Source organism: Anabaena sp. UHCC 0204 (genome assembly GCF_009711975.1).
Lineage (GTDB): Bacteria > Cyanobacteriota > Cyanobacteriia > Cyanobacteriales > Nostocaceae > Dolichospermum.
The window spans coordinates 69,659-83,000 of the sequence record NZ_VIKW01000002.1; the positions used below are offsets into that span (position 1 = coordinate 69,659).

Annotated in this window: 20 protein-coding genes; 9 read left to right on the forward strand and 11 right to left on the reverse strand. The window is 37.2% G+C overall.

Annotated elements, in window-relative coordinates; all coding sequences use genetic code 11:
* Window positions 1–1,449, reverse strand: a complete 1,449-nt coding sequence (gene glmM / locus FJR04_RS01840) for a phosphoglucosamine mutase (RefSeq protein ID WP_168491284.1) — start codon at window positions 1,447–1,449, stop codon at window positions 1–3.
* A gap of 210 nt (window positions 1,450–1,659) precedes the next feature.
* On the opposite strand from glmM, the gene FJR04_RS01845 reads away from it, so the two are divergent.
* The 4 genes from FJR04_RS01845 (at window position 1,660) to FJR04_RS01860 (ending at window position 3,853) form a co-directional block, all read left to right on the forward strand.
* Window positions 1,660–2,376, forward strand: coding sequence for a heme oxygenase (biliverdin-producing) (locus FJR04_RS01845; protein ID WP_168491286.1), 717 nt, complete (start codon window positions 1,660–1,662; stop codon window positions 2,374–2,376).
* A gap of 312 nt (window positions 2,377–2,688) precedes the next feature.
* Entirely contained in the window at window positions 2,689–2,997 is a 309-nt protein-coding gene (locus tag FJR04_RS01850; RefSeq protein WP_168491288.1) for a hypothetical protein, read from the forward strand.
* Window positions 2,998–3,160: 163 nt separating this feature from the next.
* Window positions 3,161–3,562: a fasciclin domain-containing protein gene (locus tag FJR04_RS01855; RefSeq protein ID WP_168491290.1), complete on the forward strand. Its 402-nt coding sequence runs from the start codon at window positions 3,161–3,163 to the stop codon at window positions 3,560–3,562.
* A gap of 111 nt (window positions 3,563–3,673) precedes the next feature.
* On the forward strand, window positions 3,674–3,853 hold the full coding sequence (locus tag FJR04_RS01860) for a hypothetical protein (protein ID WP_168491292.1): 180 nt from the start codon (window positions 3,674–3,676) through the stop codon (window positions 3,851–3,853).
* A 27-nt stretch (window positions 3,854–3,880) separates the two neighbouring features.
* Here FJR04_RS01860 and FJR04_RS26435 read toward each other — a convergent pair whose 3' ends face one another.
* The 4 genes from FJR04_RS26435 to FJR04_RS01875 form a co-directional block, all read right to left on the reverse strand.
* A complete protein-coding gene (locus FJR04_RS26435) occupies window positions 3,881–4,009 on the reverse strand; it encodes a hypothetical protein (protein WP_256366786.1) in 129 nt (42 codons plus the stop codon).
* Window positions 4,002–4,253: a UPF0175 family protein gene (locus FJR04_RS01865; RefSeq protein ID WP_168491294.1), complete on the reverse strand. Its 252-nt coding sequence runs from the start codon at window positions 4,251–4,253 to the stop codon at window positions 4,002–4,004. The genes FJR04_RS26435 and FJR04_RS01865 overlap by 8 nt, the downstream gene beginning before the upstream one ends.
* A 102-nt stretch (window positions 4,254–4,355) precedes the next feature.
* The gene (locus tag FJR04_RS01870) at window positions 4,356–4,622 is read right to left on the reverse strand and encodes a XisI protein (protein ID WP_168491650.1); all 267 of its coding nucleotides are present in this window, start codon (window positions 4,620–4,622) and stop codon (window positions 4,356–4,358) included.
* Window positions 4,623–4,967: 345 nt separating this feature from the next.
* On the reverse strand, window positions 4,968–5,693 hold the full coding sequence (locus FJR04_RS01875) for a PEP-CTERM sorting domain-containing protein (RefSeq protein WP_168491296.1): 726 nt from the start codon (window positions 5,691–5,693) through the stop codon (window positions 4,968–4,970).
* 834 nt (window positions 5,694–6,527) lie between these two features.
* Between FJR04_RS01875 and FJR04_RS01880 the strand changes: the two genes are divergently transcribed.
* The 3 genes from FJR04_RS01880 (at window position 6,528) to FJR04_RS01890 (ending at window position 8,401) form a co-directional block, all read left to right on the forward strand.
* Window positions 6,528–6,734, forward strand: coding sequence for a DUF559 domain-containing protein (locus FJR04_RS01880; protein ID WP_168491652.1), 207 nt, complete (start codon window positions 6,528–6,530; stop codon window positions 6,732–6,734).
* Window positions 6,735–6,876: 142 nt separating this feature from the next.
* Window positions 6,877–7,938 (forward strand): cobalamin biosynthesis protein CobW, encoded by a 1,062-nt coding sequence (gene cobW, locus FJR04_RS01885; RefSeq protein ID WP_168491298.1) that lies wholly within the window; start codon window positions 6,877–6,879, stop codon window positions 7,936–7,938.
* A gap of 1 nt (window position 7,939) precedes the next feature.
* The gene (locus FJR04_RS01890; RefSeq protein ID WP_168491300.1) at window positions 7,940–8,401 is read left to right on the forward strand and encodes an ABA4-like family protein; all 462 of its coding nucleotides are present in this window, start codon (window positions 7,940–7,942) and stop codon (window positions 8,399–8,401) included.
* 41 nt (window positions 8,402–8,442) lie between these two features.
* Here FJR04_RS01890 and FJR04_RS01895 read toward each other — a convergent pair whose 3' ends face one another.
* The 6 genes from FJR04_RS01895 to FJR04_RS01920 all read right to left on the reverse strand — a co-directional run bounded on the left by FJR04_RS01895 (window position 8,443) and on the right by FJR04_RS01920 (window position 10,677).
* Window positions 8,443–8,778 carry a XisI protein gene (locus FJR04_RS01895; RefSeq protein ID WP_168491302.1) on the reverse strand — a complete coding sequence of 112 codons (336 nt, stop codon included), beginning with the start codon at window positions 8,776–8,778 and terminating at the stop codon, window positions 8,443–8,445.
* Window positions 8,766–9,182, reverse strand: a complete 417-nt coding sequence (locus FJR04_RS01900; RefSeq protein WP_168491304.1) for a XisH family protein — start codon at window positions 9,180–9,182, stop codon at window positions 8,766–8,768. Before FJR04_RS01900 ends, FJR04_RS01895 begins: the two co-directional genes overlap by 13 nt.
* An 83-nt stretch (window positions 9,183–9,265) precedes the next feature.
* Window positions 9,266–9,484 carry an acetyltransferase gene (locus tag FJR04_RS01905; RefSeq protein ID WP_168491305.1) on the reverse strand — a complete coding sequence of 73 codons (219 nt, stop codon included), beginning with the start codon at window positions 9,482–9,484 and terminating at the stop codon, window positions 9,266–9,268.
* 57 nt (window positions 9,485–9,541) lie between these two features.
* Window positions 9,542–9,850, reverse strand: a complete 309-nt coding sequence (locus FJR04_RS01910) for a DUF3181 family protein (RefSeq protein WP_168491307.1) — start codon at window positions 9,848–9,850, stop codon at window positions 9,542–9,544.
* Between the two features lie 178 nt (window positions 9,851–10,028).
* Window positions 10,029–10,286: a hypothetical protein gene (locus FJR04_RS01915; protein ID WP_168491309.1), complete on the reverse strand. Its 258-nt coding sequence runs from the start codon at window positions 10,284–10,286 to the stop codon at window positions 10,029–10,031.
* 130 nt (window positions 10,287–10,416) lie between these two features.
* A complete protein-coding gene (locus tag FJR04_RS01920; protein WP_168491310.1) occupies window positions 10,417–10,677 on the reverse strand; it encodes a hypothetical protein in 261 nt (86 codons plus the stop codon).
* Window positions 10,678–11,212: 535 nt separating this feature from the next.
* Here FJR04_RS01920 and FJR04_RS01925 point away from each other — a divergent pair.
* Both FJR04_RS01925 and FJR04_RS01930 read left to right on the forward strand, forming a co-directional pair.
* Window positions 11,213–11,629 (forward strand): deoxyribodipyrimidine photo-lyase, encoded by a 417-nt coding sequence (locus FJR04_RS01925; protein ID WP_168491312.1) that lies wholly within the window; start codon window positions 11,213–11,215, stop codon window positions 11,627–11,629.
* Window positions 11,630–11,715: 86 nt separating this feature from the next.
* On the forward strand, window positions 11,716–13,107 hold the full coding sequence (locus tag FJR04_RS01930) for a TldD/PmbA family protein (RefSeq protein WP_168491314.1): 1,392 nt from the start codon (window positions 11,716–11,718) through the stop codon (window positions 13,105–13,107).
* Window positions 13,108–13,342: the final 235 nt, after the last annotated feature.

Here is a 13,342-nt window from a genome sequence, read left to right on the forward strand (position 1 = left end):
TTATGCCAGATGTTCTTGAACTTGTGAGACTAGTTCATTTGTCCAATGGTTGACAAGTTCAGGGTTAGCTGCTTCTACCATGACTCTAATTACAGGTTCTGTACCAGAGGCACGGACAAGGATTCTGCCATTATCACCCATTGCAGCTTCGGCTTTAGCGATCGCCTTTTGGACTGGTTGACAATTTTCCCATCCTAAGCGCCGCTCACGATCTAATACTCGCACATTCCGTAATATTTGGGGGTAGGTTTGGAAACTTTGATCTACCATTTCTCCCAATGAGAGATTTGCTTCTTTCACCACGGCGGCAATATGCAAGGCTGTTAATAAGCCATCTCCAGTCATGGCATAATGACTACAAAGGATGTGTCCTGATTGTTCTCCCCCTAACATTCCCCCAGTTTTCCGCATTTCGGCGTGGACATATTGATCACCTACAGCAGTACGAATTAATTTACCGCCTAATTGTTGCCAAGCTCGTTCAAAACCTAAGTTAGCCATGACTGTGGAAACTATCAGGTTATCTGGTAGTTGTTGCCGTTGTTGTAAATGACGACCCCAAAGGTAAAGAATGTAATCACCGTTAACTGGTCTACCCGTATTATCCACAGCTAAAACCCGATCTGCATCGCCATCAAAAGCAAAACCCATATCCGCTTGGTGTTCTTTGACGGCGGCTTGGAGAATATCTAAGTGTGTAGAACCGCAATTAACGTTAATGCGATCGCCATCTGCTTCATTATGTAAACAAATAACTTCCGCACCCATTTCTGTAAATACCGCTGGTGCTAAACCCACGGCTGCACCCCAAGCTAAATCTAAAACAATCTTCATCCCCTGGAGATTGATTCCAGATTCTAAAGGTGTTTGAATGGCTTGGCTATATTTTTTGATTAATTCTGGGCGTAAATAATGTCTACCGCAATTCTTTATAGTAAAATCTGGAGATAATTTACCTCTGAGTCCCGCCTCAATTTCGCTTTGTAGGGCTTGAGACAACTTCCCACCATCAGCATCAAATATTTTAATACCATTGTCTTCTGGGGGATTGTGGCTGGCGGAAATCATCATTCCGCCAATAGCATTAGTAATGCTGGCCAGATAGGCTACGCAAGGTGTCGGACATAATCCTAAATACCACACTTCTAAACCGGCGGCGGTTAATCCAGCACTCAAGGCCATGGCTAACATATCGCTGGAGTTGCGGGAGTCTTGTCCCAGGATAATTGGTCCTGGATGAGTAACATGACTACGTAAGACAATCCCCGCCCAAAAACCCACCTGTAAGGCTAAAGGTGCATTTAGCAATTCTCCCACTTGACCACGAATACCATCTGTACCGAATAAAGGATTGGTTGGTAATGGTATGGAATTTAACATCCAATTATTATCAACTTCTGTTACCAATCCCGAAGTATAGCCTTGAGTCCGAGCCATTGATGAAACCATAATTTTAAACACTCCACACAATCACACAGGAGAATAGCACTTTCTTCAATCATTCTCGACGGTGGTGAAACACCAAATCCACTCTTTACTTAATGATTTTTAATATAAATTCTCATCAAATAGTTCTAATGTAACGTTTTAATGGGGTTTTTTAATCATTGTGAACAAAAAACTCCAACAGTTAATTTTTTTACAGTTGAGAATTTTAATATGAGCAGCAATTTAGCAAGCAAATTACGTGTAGGTACGAAGAAAGCACACACTATGGCAGAAAACGTAGGTTTTGTCAAGTGTTTTTTAAAAGGAGTTGTAGAGAAACACTCCTACCGCAAATTGGTTGCTAATTTTTATTTCATCTACTCGGCTATGGAAGAGGAGATGGAAAAACATAAGCATCACCCAATTCTCAGTAAAATTTATTTTCCGCAACTTAACCGCAAGCATACCTTAGAGCAAGACTTAACTTACTACTATGGTTACAACTGGCGCGAGGAAATCAAATTATCTTCTGCGGGTGCGGCTTATGTAAACCGGATTCGGGAGATTTCCGCTACTGAACCAGAATTATTAATTGCTCATTCTTATACCCGTTATCTAGGTGATTTATCGGGTGGGCAAATTCTTAAAGGTATTGCAGTCACAGCGATGAAGCTGGGTGAAGGTGAAGGGACTGCTTTTTATGAATTTGCAGATATTACCGATGAAAAGGCATTTAAATCTCAGTATCGGCAGAATTTGGATGAAATGGCTATTGATGATGCTACAGGCGATCGCATTGTAGAAGAAGCAAATGCTGCTTTTGGTGTGAATATGAAGATGTTCCAGGAATTAGAAGGTAATTTGATTAAAGCGATCGGGATTATGGTTTTCAACACCTTAACCCGGAAGCGTGCTAAAGGTAGCACTGAATTGGTGACTGCTGAGTAATTAGGTGACAGTGTGAAAAACCTTTCATTGTCACAGCTATAATTAACGAATGTCGAATTATATAGGGGTAATTTCCCTGTGATTGTTTTCTGTGCATGAAAGCAACCGGAGGGAGATTACCCCTAAATTTTTTCATTCAGCAGCCGAAATTCTTGCACACCCCGCGAGGAAATTTGATAATATAGCAATTTTAAATCCTTCTGGAGAGAGAAGACGCGTGAAATAGTTATAAATATATACTTTTAATTTCCGTATTTTCTCATATCTGAATTTGGATTGCTATAGCTGCTGTTGATACAACGCACAAGAGAAATGATGAGTTCCAAGAAGTTCCAGAAATTAGTAACACTTGCAAATGAACACGGGATTAATTGCCAAGCAGTTCCAGAAGAGTGCTTGGTTGCATCTTTGCCTGGACATGACGATTTTTTATTAGCTTTTACTTGGTCTAGTACAGTTGAAGAAGAGCCATCAGAGTATGAATTAATAGCAATTAGCGTACAGGATATTACTAAAGAAAGAACAGTAGCAGCTTGGCAAATTCCTACTTATTTATTTAGCAACGTTTTAAGACAAGCACAGATGCTTGTAGCTGCTCATATAGATTTTATTAGGGAATAAACCATAGCTTTTAGCTCAACTATTTGGTGAATAAAAAGTTACATTTTATCAACTCAACATTGTTATCAACAAATTGAGTTTAGGCACATATCTAAGGATAGATACAATCCAGCCTAAAAAAGTTTAGATTTGTCAGGAAATGTAAAGAAATTAGTGAGAAAACATGGCTGACATTGTTGATACCGCTGCAAACGCTGGCTCTTTTAACACCTTAGTTACTGCGGTTCAGGCTGCTGGGTTAGTTGATACTCTCAAAGGTCCTGGACCATTTACAGTTTTTGCGCCTACTGATGAGGCATTTGCTAAACTTCCAGCAGGTACGCTAGATGCTTTACTGAATGATATTCCCAAGCTCAAGAAAATCCTGACGTATCATGTTGTTTCAGGTAAGGTTCTCGCAGCAGATGTAGTTAAGCTCAAATCAGCTACTACTGTACAAGGTTCAGATGTAAAAATTGACGCTTCCAATGGTGTCAAGATCAATAATGCTAAGGTTGCAACACCAGATGTTGCTGCTGATAACGGTGTTATTCATGTTATTGATACAGTCTTGATGCCTGCGTAAGCAAGTCTTTAGATAGAGAACACATTTATGGGGCAGTGATTAACTATAGTCGCTGCCCTATAATAGTATTAAGCTTTTTGAGAATGAAAAATTACAAAGAATTATAATTTTATGACTAAAGCAGAATTTACTATTTCCACCCATACTGTTACAGATGCTATCAAACAAGAAAAAGCTCCTAAATTTGATTGGCAGGAATTAAGAAAAAGAAGAGAAGAATTAAGTGATACTCATCCTTTAACAACAGAAGAAATTTGTGAACTTGTGCGAGAAGTTCGCCAACTTTCTTGAAATCAGAGATACAGATAATATTGTTATTTATTCTCCCACCAATGCCAGTGCTTGATTGATAACTTTCTGAGATAGATACATTTCAGATGTCAAAAAAATCAAGGGTGAGGTATTAATTGCTGGTTTGATAGCTTCACTCAGTAATTGTTCAACCACGATTTAACTCTTGTTGTAAATCATCAAAGTCTACAGAAAACACATCTATTTCTTCACGGGTAAGGGCTGCAATAAAATCACGGCGGTTTAATCCAGCTATCTGTGCGGCTTTTTCTTGAGAGATTTCATTTTTTTGATACCAATATATAGCTGCTGCTAGGCGCATATCGCGCACAAAATCATTTGGAGAAAGACGACGAGCAGAAAATACTTCTGGGGGTAAGTCTAGGTTTACTTGAGTCATAAAAATATGAGTTACAGTCTATTTATAGATAGTATCAAATTTTTCTCCAGAAAATAAATCACAAGAAAAAAATTAAAAAGTAAATCAGGCGAAAATGATGTACTAACTAACAGCAAAGTTTGTATATTGTCTGATTTTAGGATGACGAAAACCAAGTACAATATCCTGTGTAGGAACACCTGCTGCTATAAAATCATTAGCAATACCTTCTTCTGTATCATCATATTGAATCCAAATTTTATTATCAATTAAATCTACATGAATAGGTGTGGTATGTAGATATTGATCATCATTCCAACCAATATCTAACACTAGATAACGTCCATGTTCATCATCAAATAAAACTTGGGAGTTATAACCATCAGGTATAGAAGCGCGATATTCTGCGGTTAGTTAAAAAAAATCCGTTCATAATTCAATACTATTGCCAAAACCCTGAAACCCTATTGATATCGTCACGATTTGATTGGGTTTCAGACCTATTTAGGAAAATTGGCAATAGTATTGTAATTCCAATAGGATTGCTATATAATAAAAGTAAAGAGCTAAAACCCTTGCGAGTAGGAGATTTGCTATCCCTCTTTCGTCACTTTCGGAAAGGCGAAATTTCAACTCTTTATTTAAAAAAGCTTTTGGCGATTTATTAATAACAAAATGGTTGAAATATTTTGTTATTAATAAAATGTTAAAAGCCTGAGCATGAGAATTGGATGCTTACACCTTTTCTTTTTGTTTATGCTTCAGGGAAGTTGCACCCAAAGCACCAAAAGCTAACAAGCCCAACATGGAAGCAGGTTCAGGAACACTTTGAGGACTATTAACTGCTCCTACTCCTACTCCGAAACTAACTCCATCAAGAAAATTACCAACTGATGCATTACCAGAACCAGTGGAAATTGCTGAATAAGCAAAACGTAGATTATTACCCAGGGTTATAATGGGAGCTTCACCTGCATTGGTATTTTGTACCCATGCTGCTGTGGTAGCAGAGTAGTTTTTGGTGAACAAGCTAGTATCATCTGAACTACCAAATATGTTGTCTAGTCCCAAGTCAGTAATAGTTAGGTTCATAACGTCAGTACCGACTCTGGCTCGATGGAAAAATTCAAATCCAACCTCCAACCCAGAAGCAATACCACTGACAACCTGAGACAGGGTAGAAGCACTATTAGCATTTAACTCAGCAAATTGAGTTCCTTCAGCAGCAGACACTCCGTTAAAACCTGTTCCCCAAATCTCAATTTTATTTTGAGAGTCAGTTGTCTCCCATCCAAGAACATCACTTTCATTTCTAAAAGAAAAGGTTCCAGGTTGTTGATAAGGAGTACCAGGAGTCTCAAATCCACCATTAATGAGGCCAGATGCTTGTGCTGATTTAACATCAGCAATCGAGGCGAAGGTGATAAGGGTTAAAGCAGCGACTGAAAATTTTAGAAACATAGTAGTTAGTTAATTGTTCGGTGTTGAATGTCCTTATAAATTACACTATTACTGAAATATCCGAAATAGAATATGTTTGACTTTACACAATCTTTAAAAAACTACCCACTTTTATGAAATACTATTAAAGTATGATTTAATGTTCTTATTCATAGCATCACACTAAATAGATGGTCGTAATTAAATATAAAATAGAACGGCTATTCAATTAACGTGCTATACCAGCCCCTCTATGTATAATTCTCAACCCAGAAGAAGAATTGACCTTATAATGAACTGCACCATGCTGGATGTGTTCGTAAACGAACCCTTTACCGAGCGCAGATGTGGCGATGAAATGCAAAAGGTTGAAAAGTAGCAGTAATTGCCAAGATATTTGAGTGTCACCAACATACAGTTATAGTTATTTACCATTGAACAGGTAAACAAATTTCCAATCGTTTTGGTAATTTCTTAGCAAGGGTTCTTGTACCTCATAACACCGGGAAGTGCTGTAAATTATTGTGTCATAGAAAATATTTAAAAAACTAGTTAACTTAACGCCAAAGGTTCTTCAATACCTAATATGAAAAATCTCAGGAAACTTACTATGTATAGGAAATAAACCATAATATTGTCTCTTCCCCCTGTTTCCTCTTACCCAATTGGGAATTTAAGTAGGTAGATGCTAATCAACCCAACTATGTAACGAACTGTAAATTACCCAAAACTCTTGGGATTGCTGCGTTCCACTCCGTTCCACTCGCAATGACATAGTTATAAGTTTTCCCACCTACCTACTTAGCACGATTCAACACACCCAAAGGTAGAGAAAATAAAGAAGCTAATTTTCTCATTTGTTATAACGGTAAATGGGGAGTTTTAGAAGTTGATGGACTATTTCACACCGCAGAACGCAGAGTTGAAGAACAAGAAAGAGAACGCATTTTCAAAAAAAACGGTATCAAAGTTGTAGAAAGATTTGATTCTGAAAGATGTTATAACAATCCTGATCAAGTCATACAGGAATTTTTCAAGATGATAGAAATTGGATATTCTTAAAACTTCCTTCCTTTCTTCTTTCTTCCTATCCCTTCGGGACGCTTCGCGAACGTGTACTTCGTCCCTTCGTGGTTCATTTACTCCATATTCTTCCATCACAACGGAAATAGTGTAAAATTGAATTCAAAACCACACACAAAACATGGCCACAAAAATCCCCGTTACCGTCATCACAGGCTTCTTAGGAAGCGGTAAAACCAGCATTATCCGTCACCTCCTCCAAAACAACCAAGGACGACGCATAGCAGTATTAGTCAACGAATTTGGCGAACTGGGGATAGATGGAGAATTATTGAAATCCTGCCAAATTTGCCCCGAAGATGAAACAGAAGCAAATCAAGAAACCCAAAATAATAACAATATATTTGAACTGACAAATGGCTGTTTATGCTGCACGGTTCAAGAAGAATTTTATCCCACAATGCGGGAATTAATTAAACGCCGAGATAGTATTGATTATATTATCATTGAAACCTCTGGTTTAGCATTACCAAAACCCTTAATTAAAGCCTTTCGTTGGCAAGAAATCCGCAATGCTGCTACAGTAGATGCAGTGATTACAGTTGTAGATTGTGCCGCAGTTGCAGCGGGAACATTTGCTAGTGATTTAGAAGCGATCGCTGCCCAACGACAAGAAGATGATAGTCTAGAACATGAAACACCATTACAAGAATTGTTTGAAGATCAACTTGCTTGTGCTGATTTAGTGATTTTGAATAAAACTGATTTAGTTGATGATGAAACTCAAGCCAAAGTCCTAGAAATAGTCAAGCATGAATTACCTAGAGTTGTGAAAATTGTCGAAAGCGATTATGGTAAACTAGACCCATCTATCTTATTAGGATTTGCAGCCGCAGTTGAAGATAATTTAGATGATCGTCCTAGTCATCATGACACAGAAGAAGACCATGATCATGATGATGAAATTAACTCAACTCATGTAATTTTAGACCGGACATTTGACCCAGAAAAGCTACAAGCAAGATTAGAAAAATTGGCACAAGAACAAGAAATTTACCGAATTAAAGGTTTTGTGGCTGTTGAGAATAAACTCATGCGGTTAGTTATGCAAGGTGTAGGAAATAGGTTTGATAAATTTTATGATCGTCCTTGGAAAGTAGAAGAAACAAAACAAACCAGTTTAGTTTTTATCGGTCGTAATTTACAATCTTCAGAAATAGAATCTCAATTAGTATCTTTGTAATATGAATATCACAGATTTATTTAACGTTGCCAATCTTTTTGTTTTGCCTTTTTGGGCTTTGATGATTTTATTACCTAACTGGAATGTCACCCGCAAGGTAATGGAATCTTATCTACCTTTTGTGGTTTTAGCTGCTGCTTATGTGTATTTATTTGTCATTAGCATTACCCCAGAAAATGCCGCTGCTTTATCAAATCCTCAATTAGCAGATATAGCCAAGTTTTTTAGTAATGAAACTGCTGCTGCTACAGGTTGGATTCATTTTTTGGTAATGGATTTATTTGTCGGTAGATGGATTTATTGGGAAGGACAAAAAACCAATATTTGGACAATTCACTCTTTAGCTTTGTGTCTGTTTGCTGGTCCAATGGGTGTACTTTCTCATATTTTCACATCTTGGATTACTAAAGCTTTTTCTAAAAGTTCTGAAGGTGTGACAGTAGAAGAAAAAGTTGGGGTTTAGTTAAATTCATGTAGGGGTTTAGCAATGCGCTTTACCCTTATTTAACTTACAGCATATTCTGTATAAGGACGAATTTCCAAAGGATGAAAACCTAAAACAATTTGATCTTTAGGAATACCAGCATTAACTAAATCAGTTGCAATTCCATCTTCTGTTCCATCTCTTTGAATCCAAATTTTACTATTAATAATTTGGATATGCACAATACAAGCATGAACTCTTACATTTTTTTCCCAGCCCGAAGTTATTAATAAATAATCTTTATCGTCTTTACTAATAATTAATTCTGTTTTCAATTCTCTATAGTGATAAGGAATTGCAGCATATTCACTTAATACTTCTTGAATAATTTGTTGATATTCATTTAGTCTATCCATTGAATAATCTCCTGTTGATTGGGATCAAAAATAAGTAAGTGGATTTTATGTTTTTTCAAAACTAACGTACCAATAGGTTCAGAAAAAATTTCTTTATATGTTGATTCACGAATAGCTAGATATAATAAATATTCGTTTGCACTTTCTTCCAAAATGTCTGTATATAAAAGATATTGTCCTAGTGCATTTTGTAAATCAGCGATTGCAGATGGACTAATAAAACTTTTAATCTCTACAATAATTTTCTGTTCTGCTTTTTCAGCAGCTAGTAATTTTTTTGCCCCTAAATCAACGAATAATTCTCGTAAACCCCACTTTAGTTTAAAGGGATCATCAGTAATTTTCCATCCGTCTTTTTCTAAAGCTGCTTTAACTGTATTATGATAAATATCTTTGGCTGGCATTTCTAGTTAATCTTAAATTCAATCTCTAGGGTTAATACCCATTATAAATGTAGGGTGGTTTAGTTCACCCTACGTAATTAATATTAAGCTGCTACAGATTCTCTATAGTGGGCATCTAACCAACAGCGTGGTAGTTTTTCCCCAGAAGGAAATACTATTTCTTCTTTTTGATAGATATCCGTTTCCTGTTCTTCTTGTCCTTCTTGATCTTGGCCGTGGACAATCTCACTATTGGGATCAAATAGTTCTTGAATATCAACTATTTTCACCAAATCCTGGCTATTTTTGATTTGTAAAAACATATTGATAACCCTCCATTATTTAAATGTGTAAATTTACTAATGGGAAGAGAAAAAATATTAAATTTCTCGTTGATATTTTTCGACAATATCTACTAAAGTAACTTGGCATTGCAAGGGTAATAAATCAATTAAATATATTTCCTTTCTTCCACCGCCAATTTTTACAGGAATAGATTCTAAAGCTGCAATAACTTTGTCTTCACTAATACCCTTAGCAGTAATTAAAGGATACAATTTTTCAGCAACAGTAGTATGCAATTTAGCATCAGATAGATAAAGATGCCATTTCGCAATATCTATATAAACACTTTCACCGATTTCTGCTGCTAGGGCTTCTAATAATTCTGTGGTACTAGTATTAGCCATAGGTATAATCTCTTGGTAATTGGTAATTTGTGACTTGCCCTGAGCGTAGCCGAAGGGTTGGTAATTGGGGAAGAGATAAAATTCTGATTCCCCGTTCCCTTTCTTTATATTATCGCGCAATTAGCTAGGCTTGATCTACCACTATAGGTTACAATACCCTAGCTTGATTCTTCCTTCTTTAGGTAGATTTTGGTGGCGTTGGGTTGTAATTAGCGATCGCACCAATGTAAATTAGATGCAGTAATAATACTCCCACCCAACCAATTGTTACTCCGGGTAGCCATTCCCAGGTGGTATTTTTCAAAATGTGGAAAAACCACAACCCGGAATTGACAGTTGCACAAATACCGACATGAACAGCGAAATTCATGCGATCATCTAGTTTACGGAAATCTGGATCTTTGCGATCTGGTTTGCGAGGCCAACGAGGAGGCATAAATATAAATGTTCGAGACAGAAGTAAATACACCTATCTATTTTAAGGTGTTTGGGGTTTACTTGCTCAAATACACCGATCTGGGGATGAGATCATCTTGATGGCGTTCCCCAGATGGTACTATAGGCTATTAACGCTGCACAGTTGACTCTGCATAGCTACTAGCACCAAACTCGCTACCTCTGGCGCTAGGTACTAAAGTCCAACCTGCTTTCAAGAGTTTTTGATAAGTTGCCCAACCCTTAGAACCGCCAGGAATGCGATAATCTGGAACTGAAAGTTGGGGGAAAGCTGTGTAAGGCCGCCAAGGTTGTCCAGGTGCAGTTTGCAGGTGTAAAATCTTTTCATCATCGCCGCCAGACTTAGATAACCAGCACATTTGTCGAAGCATGATCAACTCCTTAATTTTTTAGCTGAAATATCACAATGACGCTAACTGCGGATATTTAGTAGTGTGGGAAATTGCTGTAAAATTGTTTTTGTTCCCGATCTAAAATCCCAAATTGGTATGACTAGTTTTGGTTATGTCATCCTGAATTGTGATAAAGTTGTTTTGGCCTGATGGTTAAGGCTGTAAAGATTATTTTTGTCAGATAAATTATTTAGGAAGATAAACTCCTGTGGGTTGCTGTTTATTAAGATGAACAAGAACAATGATTTTGGTTCTTGATGTTTTTTTGCTAGGGGAATATTTTTATCATGTTATCTACGGTTGCTAAAATTGTATGTATCTATAGTTACGATTTTTCATAAATGATTAAAAATTAATTGGCAACAACAACCAGAATGTGTGGAGTTAAGGCTCAAAATGCTTATAAAATCAGCATTTAAAAGATTTGATGTTTCTGGAAAATGATCAACTATCACCGTTATAATTTAGGATAGTTATATATTTATTTTTCTATTCACATAGATAAGCAAAGATAATGAATAACCCAGTTATTTGGATAAATGGAGACTGTCTAAGTCCCCATAACCCTGCACTTCAAGAATATCCCCAAGCCCCCGCCCTTTGGGTTTGGGATGATGTTTTAATTTCTGAATGGCAAATTGGTATCAAACGCCTAACTTTTATTTATGAATGTTTGCTAGAATTACCTGTGGAAATTCGGCGGGGAAATATAGCAGCAGAAATTTTAAATTTTACGAAAGAACATAATGCTAATTTAGTGGTGACTACAGATAGCCCCAGTCCGAGATTTAATGATATTTGTAATCAAATTCATAATTCTATAAAGCTAGAAATTTTGTCAGTAGAACCATTTTTTGAATATGATGGATATATTGATTTACAGCGGTTTTCCCGTTATTGGAAAGTAGCAAAAAAATATGTTTTTGAATAAAAAAATAAATATTGTGTAGAGATGTTACCTGGAATGTCTCTACAACTAAAACGACGAATAAATATTGTTTATTAGTGATTTCGGAAATGACAACTAAACTTACTGATGTTCAAAATCTCCTCTCAGATTTAATTTCCCGTTACTCTTCCCGTGTGGATTATTTGATGATTCGCTTGGAAGAAGCAGAGGGAACAGATATTGTTTTGCGTGGTGATAAAGTGGAAACTCTCAGCGAGGGAATTTCCATTGGTGGCCATGTTCGCACTTGTTACAAAGGTGGCTGGGGATTAAGTAGTTTTAATAAATTAGCAACCATTGAAGAACGCATAGAAGAAGCGATCGCCGCAGCCCGGATAGTGGGTGATGAAGAAACTATACTCGCAGCGATTGATCCCGTACAAGCTGTATGTAAATTACCGCTATTGGGTACTGATCCCCGTCAGGTTTCATTAAAGCAGAAAAAGGAATTATGCGATCGCTATACAGACTTACTCAAAACAGTTGATCACCGAATTACTACTACCTCTGTACGTTATAATGACAGCACCCAGCGTGTAATTATCGTCACATCAGAAGGGACTTTCATAGATCAATCCTGGGTAGATATGGAAATGCGCTTTGCTGCTACAGCCAGGAATGGAGAAACCGTCCAAACTGGTAGAGAAACCACAGGTTCTCGCAAAGCTTATGAAGACTTAACTAATTTAGACAAACAAGTTAAAGGTGCAGCCGAAAGAGCGGTTACGTCTTTATCTTTACCATCAGTCAAAGGTAATACGTACACCGTCGTCATTGATCCTATTCTCAGCGGTTTATTTGTTCATGAAGCTTTTGGACATCTTTCCGAAGCAGATATGGCCTATGAAAACCCGGATATTCTCGAAGTTATGACTTTAGGAAGACGTTTTGGACCCGAAGAACTGCAAATATTTGATGGTGCTGCACCCCAAGGACATCGCGGTAGCTATTTTTATGACGATGAAGGTACACCTGCAACGACTACGCAATTAATTGAAGATGGTGTATTAGTTGGTAGACTGCATTCCCGTGAAACTGCTGGTAAATTAGAAGAAACACCCACAGGTAATGCTCGTTGTCTCAATTATCACTTTTCCCCCATTGTCAGAATGACGAATACCTGGATTGAACGTGGTAAAACTCCAGTCACAGATTTATTTACAGGGATTAAAGAAGGGGTTTTTGCTCAAAATTGGTTAGGGGGAATGACGAATGGGGAAATGTTCACTTTCAGTGCGGGGGAAGCTTGGATGATTAGAAATGGCAAAATTGCTGAACCTGTCAAGGATGTCACTCTTTCCGGTAACGTTTTCCAAACCCTCGCAGATATCGAAGCCATTGGTGATGATTTTTACTGGGATGAATCCGGGGGTTGTGGGAAAGGTGGACAAAATGGTTTACCTGTCGGTTGCGGTGGTCCAAGTTTACGCATTCGAGATGTTGTGGTGGGAGGAGAATAGTTCTTCCTTATCAAGATTAACTTTAACATATTTTTTGGCGCAAGTCAATAGCCTCAACCCATAAAACGCGAAAAATTATCATTCATTTTACATACTCGACTTCTCCAAGCAGTCGGGTATTTGATTTTTGGGAACTTATGGGAGGTGTTTAGGAAGAAATAATCAAATTTAGGACATTTAATTCATGAGAATTTAATAGGTACTTTTCTGTAAATATTTTATTTCTGATTTTTTC

Coding starts and splice junctions, on each gene's coding strand:
- glmM (WP_168491284.1), bottom strand. CDS start 1,449: ATGGTTTCATCAATGGCTCGGACTCAAGGCTATACTTCGGGATTGGTA.
- FJR04_RS01845 (WP_168491286.1), top strand. CDS start 1,660: ATGAGCAGCAATTTAGCAAGCAAATTACGTGTAGGTACGAAGAAAGCA.
- FJR04_RS01850 (WP_168491288.1), top strand. CDS start 2,689: ATGATGAGTTCCAAGAAGTTCCAGAAATTAGTAACACTTGCAAATGAA.
- FJR04_RS01855 (WP_168491290.1), top strand. CDS start 3,161: ATGGCTGACATTGTTGATACCGCTGCAAACGCTGGCTCTTTTAACACC.
- FJR04_RS01860 (WP_168491292.1), top strand. CDS start 3,674: ATGACTAAAGCAGAATTTACTATTTCCACCCATACTGTTACAGATGCT.
- FJR04_RS01865 (WP_168491294.1), bottom strand. CDS start 4,253: ATGACTCAAGTAAACCTAGACTTACCCCCAGAAGTATTTTCTGCTCGT.
- FJR04_RS01875 (WP_168491296.1), bottom strand. CDS start 5,693: ATGTTTCTAAAATTTTCAGTCGCTGCTTTAACCCTTATCACCTTCGCC.
- cobW (WP_168491298.1), top strand. CDS start 6,877: ATGGCCACAAAAATCCCCGTTACCGTCATCACAGGCTTCTTAGGAAGC.
- FJR04_RS01890 (WP_168491300.1), top strand. CDS start 7,940: ATGAATATCACAGATTTATTTAACGTTGCCAATCTTTTTGTTTTGCCT.
- FJR04_RS01895 (WP_168491302.1), bottom strand. CDS start 8,778: ATGGATAGACTAAATGAATATCAACAAATTATTCAAGAAGTATTAAGT.
- FJR04_RS01900 (WP_168491304.1), bottom strand. CDS start 9,182: ATGCCAGCCAAAGATATTTATCATAATACAGTTAAAGCAGCTTTAGAA.
- FJR04_RS01905 (WP_168491305.1), bottom strand. CDS start 9,484: ATGTTTTTACAAATCAAAAATAGCCAGGATTTGGTGAAAATAGTTGAT.
- FJR04_RS01910 (WP_168491307.1), bottom strand. CDS start 9,850: ATGGCTAATACTAGTACCACAGAATTATTAGAAGCCCTAGCAGCAGAA.
- FJR04_RS01915 (WP_168491309.1), bottom strand. CDS start 10,286: ATGCCTCCTCGTTGGCCTCGCAAACCAGATCGCAAAGATCCAGATTTC.
- FJR04_RS01920 (WP_168491310.1), bottom strand. CDS start 10,677: ATGCTTCGACAAATGTGCTGGTTATCTAAGTCTGGCGGCGATGATGAA.
- FJR04_RS01925 (WP_168491312.1), top strand. CDS start 11,213: ATGAATAACCCAGTTATTTGGATAAATGGAGACTGTCTAAGTCCCCAT.
- FJR04_RS01930 (WP_168491314.1), top strand. CDS start 11,716: ATGACAACTAAACTTACTGATGTTCAAAATCTCCTCTCAGATTTAATT.